General features: G+C 62.6%; 1 protein-coding gene. It reads right to left on the bottom strand.

Features of this window, described 5'->3' with window-relative positions; translation table 11 throughout:
* Positions 1 to 1,953 (bottom strand): immunoglobulin-like domain-containing protein (locus tag ACM6JQ_RS15965; RefSeq protein ID WP_414894170.1); only part of this gene is annotated, 1,953 nt, incomplete at both ends.

Below are 1,953 nucleotides of genomic sequence, written 5' to 3'. Positions count from 1 at the left end.
GTGACGCTGGTCACAGCCGGCGTCGTGCTCGGCACGAGGTTTTCGAAGTTACCACCGGTGGCGTTGCTGATCGTCGCCTGCACGGTGCCGGCGTCTTTGTAGACGTCGTCAGTCGGTGCTGGAACGGTCACGGTGCCAGTGGTTTTACCGGCGTCGATGGTGATCACGGCGCCGTTGGACAAGGTGACGGTCACTGGCGAGCCTGCGGCGTTGGTCAAGGTTGCGGTGTAGACGATCGAGCCGCCCTCAGCGACCGAATTGGTAGCGCTGAGCGACAGATTGGTGGTGTCGACGGTGTCGGTCACGTTGGTGCTGACCGGCGTTTTGTCAGCCACGAGGTTCTCGTAGTTACCGCCCGTCACGTTGGTGATCGAGTTGGTCAGCGGCGCATGGCCAGTCAATGCGTCGTTTGGCGCCGTGGTGGTCGCCGTACCGGTGGTCTGGCCGACGCCGATGGTGATCGTCTGACCGTTGGCCAGGGTCACGACAACCGGCGAACCGGTGACTGGCGCGCCGACAGTCGCGGTGTAGACAACGTTGCCGCCCTCGGCTGCAGTTGTGGTTGCAGTGAGTTTTACGGTGGTGGTGTCGATCGTGTCGGTAACGCTGGTCACGGCTGGAATCGTGCTCGGCACGAGGTTTTCGAAGTTGCCACCGGTGGCGGTGCTGATCGTCGCCTGCACGGTGCCGGCGTCTTTGTAGACGTCATCCGCTGGCGCTGGAACAGTCACGGTGCCAGTGGTTTTACCGGCGTCGATGGTGATCACGGCGCCGTTGGACAGGGTTACGGTCACTGGCGAGCCAGCGGCGTTGGTCAAGGTTGCGGTGTAAACGATCGAGCCGCCTTCGGCCACGGTGCCGGTGGCGCTCAGCGACAGATTGGTGGTGTCTACGGTGTCGGTGACATTGGTCGATACCGGGGACTTGTCGGCCACCAGGTTCTCGAAGTTGCCACCTGTTACGTCAGTGATCGCATTGGTCAGTGGAGCATGGCCAGTCAATGCGTCGTTTGGCGCCGTGGTGGTCGCGGTACCGGTGGTCTGGCCGACGCCAATGGTGATGGTCTGACCGTTGGCCAGGGTCACGACAACCGGCGAACCGGTGACTGGTGCGCCGACAGTCGCGGTGTAGATGACGTTGCCACCTTCTGCTGTCGACTCTGTTGCTGTCAGTTTGACGGTGGTGGTGTCGATGGTGTCGGTGACGTTGGTCACTGCCGGTACGGTGCTCGGCACCAGGTTTTCGAAGTTGCCACCGGTGGCGGTGCTGATGGTCGCCTGCACGGTGCCAGCGTCTTTGTAGACGTCATCGGCCGGGGCTGGAACGGTCACGGTGCCAGTAGTTTTGCCGGCGTCGATGGTGATCACTGCGCCGTTCGACAAGGTGACGGTCACTGGCGAGCCAGCGGCGTTGGTCAATGTTGCGGTGTAAACGATCGAGCCGCCTTCAGCGACCGAACCGGTCGCACTGAGCGACAGATTGGTGGTGTCGACAGTGTCGGTCACCGTAGTGCTGACCGGCGTTTTGTCAGCCACGAGGTTCTCGTAGTTACCGCCGCTCACGTTGGTGATCGCGTTGGTCAGCGGTGCATGACCGGTCAAAACGTCGTTTGGCGCGGTAGTGGTTGCGGTGCCGGTAGTCTGGCCTACACCGATGGTGATGGTTTGACCGTTCGACAGGGTTACCACGACTGGCGAACCGGTTACTGGCGCGCCGACGGTTGCGGTGTAGACGACATTGCCGCCTTCAGCGGCAGTGGCGGTCGCGGTCAGTTTCACCGTGGTGGTGTCGATGGTGTCGGTGACGCTGGTCACAGCCGGCGTCGTGCTCGGCACGAGGTTTTCGAAGTTGCCACCGGTGGCGTTGCTGATCGTGGCCTGCACGGTGCCGGCGTCCTTGTAGACGTCGTCAGCCGGGGCTGGAACGGTCACGGTGCCAGTGGTTTTGCCGGCG

The organism is Pseudomonas sp. IT-232MI5, assembly GCF_949767845.1.
Taxonomy (GTDB): Bacteria; Pseudomonadota; Gammaproteobacteria; order Pseudomonadales; family Pseudomonadaceae; genus Aquipseudomonas.
Note: the sequence above shows the minus strand (reverse complement) of the source record. Positions and strands in the feature narration are given on the sequence as shown.